Genomic DNA, 2,898 nt, shown 5'->3' with positions numbered 1-2,898 from the left:
ACGGGAATATCTGCGACAGCGGACCAGTAATGGGTTAAGTGATAACAGGTGTCTGGAAATATAGGGGCAAATCCATTACACTGAGGATGTGTAATCCCCGGCATACCCCGTTTCCAGTCTTCGCAGCCTGTACCGCCCTTCCTGCCGTTTCCGACATTCTTTCTGTCACTACTCGCTTGTGCCGTTTTTTCGCAACCGGTACGTGCAGTTATGACGGTACAGCTGCTTCTTTTCACGTTCCGGAAGGAGTCTTTGATGCCACAGCAACATCCCGGACGACTGCAAATACTGGTCGTCGACGCACACTGCAAACGCAGGCTGTTTTCAACGAAAACACCGACAGACCCCGATGAGCTTGCCCGACGTTTCTGCACGCATTAAACAGTTAATCCTCCTTAGTCTGTTATTTTAGTCGCCTGCCTCAGCCAACATGAAAAATAATAACGCACCATTATATCTCTGGTTGCTTTGGTGTACGCTTTGTCTGTACATCACTACCCCATGGCAATACTTACGTTATCCATACACTGACAACTTATCATTGCCTTATATGTTATATTTCTGTGTGGTGGTTGTGATTTGCATTTTCCCACTACTTTTCAGATGTGTACTTCTTATTGTAAGGTCTGCATCTAAATACGACTTCACATTCTTTGTGAAGAAGAAAAAGGGAAGCAAGAAATCAACTATACATCTTAGCCCCTATGCTGACACACGTTGCCCGAAGTCAATGAGGAAACACTGGGATGTATTGCTTTCTCTGATATCAAAAGCAATTAATAATGATGAAATCATTGTCATGCATTCACATCTCTTTACTCCGGCAAGAATAAATAAACTTATAAAGAGACTGGAATCTTATGATTTGAGTTTTTCAGTTATTACATACCCACGGAAAACAAGTCTGTACGAAAAATTATCAATTCCTTTTGTATATCTCTTATTTCAGTGGTCTCTCCCGCATTTGCATTCGGACGGAATGACAGTCGTCATTCGTCCTCACCAGACCCACCACACCAATTAAAAAATACATTTAGATATAAAAAGAATGCTCATAAACAGGATTTTCATTTTCAAAAAAAACCAAAACACTGGCTTAATGGGCTATTCACAACCTCACCTTTAAAATAACATGCAACATTAAAACTCAAAAGGTAGAATAATGAAAATACTAATCAACAATATTAAAGACGCAAGCAAACTTCTGAATGCGACTAAAACGGGACATTCAGGAGTAATTCTCTCAATATCGGTATACATTACCCATCCAATTGCACATAAAATAATGAACCCTTACTTAAAGTCCGCATTGACTAACAAACACTTATATACGAACACGGAGTCTCCGTTATGAAAAAAAAATGTCTGACACTTATACTGCCGTCATTATTGTCCGGCTGTGCCGGAATTTCCGGCGGCAATAACGTGGCACCATCAGATACGCCTGCTCTGGTTTTTGTTGACGGACAAATCAGTGAGAGTGCTGGCGTCCTGGCACTTACGCAACAACGACTTTCTCCACCTAAAATAACTCCGCCCCCGAGAGTCAGCGTGCCAGAGACAGTAAAAACAGTACAGCCAGTAAGCGAATCCCGACCGTTACCTTCACCAACAATAAGTCAGAATTTCTCCCGGTTAATCATTACAGGCAAGCCTGGTAGCGCCCCTGTAACACTATCGCCGACGGCCCGTAACCGGACCGTCAGTCAGTGGATAAAAACATTACTACCGGAAGGATGGAAATTCAGACAAGAGAATGCAGCCACGCCCAAGCTGAATACCAAACTGGTTTCATGGTCTGCCAATGATCAGTGGACCCGTTCTCTGAACCGGTTGCTGGAAGAACAACACCTATGGGGCCATCTGGACTGGGATAATAAAACGTTGACCGTCACAACATCAGCTGCTGCACCGGCACAGGACACGGCAACCACTATCTCGCCAGCAGCCATGGTAACCACATCCACTTCCCCTGAATCTCCAACAACAGCAAATAGCCAGAACAAACCACGAAATCCATTCAGAGGAAACAGCGTATCTTCGTCAACCCCCGCCGCCACCCCGACGCCAACCGGCTCCACAGTCAAGTCTATCCCGCTCATGACCGGGACGCCTGTCAAACCGGTATCTCAGGGTAAAGAGTGGCGTGCGCCGGCAGGCACCACATTAAGAGAGAACATTATTAAGTGGGCAGAAGAAACAAAATGCGAAAGCATGGCATCAACGCACTGGATGGTCATATGGCCACTTTCTGTAACCGATTACCGTCTGGATGCGCCTTTAATGTTCCGGGGATCATTTGAATCAGCCATGGAGCAGGTATTTGAGTTATATCGGACTGCGCAAAAACCTTTATACGCACAGGCTTCTCGCATGCAGTGCATCATTACAGTTTCTGATACAAGGGATGGTCGCTAATGGGATGGCTGGTCATGGCCGTCGGCCTGACCATTCTGATTATCACTGGTAGCTACCAGAATCAGAAGATGTCTGAAACCACAAACGCCCAGCAATATGCAAGTGCGTCTGTATGGGCAAGTCAGATACTAATGATTGCTAACAGAATCAATGATATCAGATACGTATCAGGCCAGCAGGACGGAGTAATTTCCTCAGATAAACTGGCTCTCCCTGTCACTCCGGACTCCCGAATTAAACATCAGTTACAACAGGGGCGTCTGTGGGTATGGATGCCTGAACAACCAGGACTTGTTGAAACTTTGCGTTCAAAAAGTCGTGGTTCTGCACTAATAGGGATCTTCCAAAACGGGCAACTCACCTGGCTATCAGGAACTGCAACCGGTCTGACACCCCCGGCAGGTGTCACGAACGGTGCAATAGTGATCCACACCCAACGCCTGAAATCAGATCCAGGGGGTAATCTGCTCTCCTGATTCA

General features: G+C 45.6%; 3 protein-coding genes. All 3 read left to right on the top strand.

Annotated elements, in window-relative coordinates:
• The first annotated feature begins 430 nt into the window (after positions 1 to 430).
• The 3 genes from ATB02_RS27020 to pilM all read left to right on the top strand — a co-directional run bounded on the left by ATB02_RS27020 (position 431) and on the right by pilM (position 2,894).
• Entirely contained in the window at positions 431 to 1,024 is a 594-nt protein-coding gene (locus tag ATB02_RS27020; protein WP_077738495.1) for a pili assembly chaperone, read from the top strand.
• A gap of 326 nt (positions 1,025 to 1,350) precedes the next feature.
• Positions 1,351 to 2,418 carry a type IV pilus biogenesis lipoprotein PilL gene (gene pilL / locus ATB02_RS25415; protein WP_089559619.1) on the top strand — a complete coding sequence of 356 codons (1,068 nt, stop codon included), beginning with the start codon at positions 1,351 to 1,353 and terminating at the stop codon, positions 2,416 to 2,418.
• Positions 2,418 to 2,894 (top strand): type IV pilus biogenesis protein PilM, encoded by a 477-nt coding sequence (pilM, locus tag ATB02_RS25410; protein WP_105272399.1) that lies wholly within the window; start codon positions 2,418 to 2,420, stop codon positions 2,892 to 2,894. Before pilL ends, pilM begins: the two co-directional genes overlap by 1 nt.
• The last annotated feature ends 4 nt before the right edge of the window (positions 2,895 to 2,898 follow it).

This window comes from Escherichia sp. MOD1-EC5189 (assembly GCF_002966045.1).
GTDB classification, from domain to species: domain Bacteria; phylum Pseudomonadota; class Gammaproteobacteria; order Enterobacterales; family Enterobacteriaceae; genus Escherichia; species Escherichia coli_F.
Note: the sequence above shows the minus strand (reverse complement) of the source record. Positions and strands in the feature narration are given on the sequence as shown.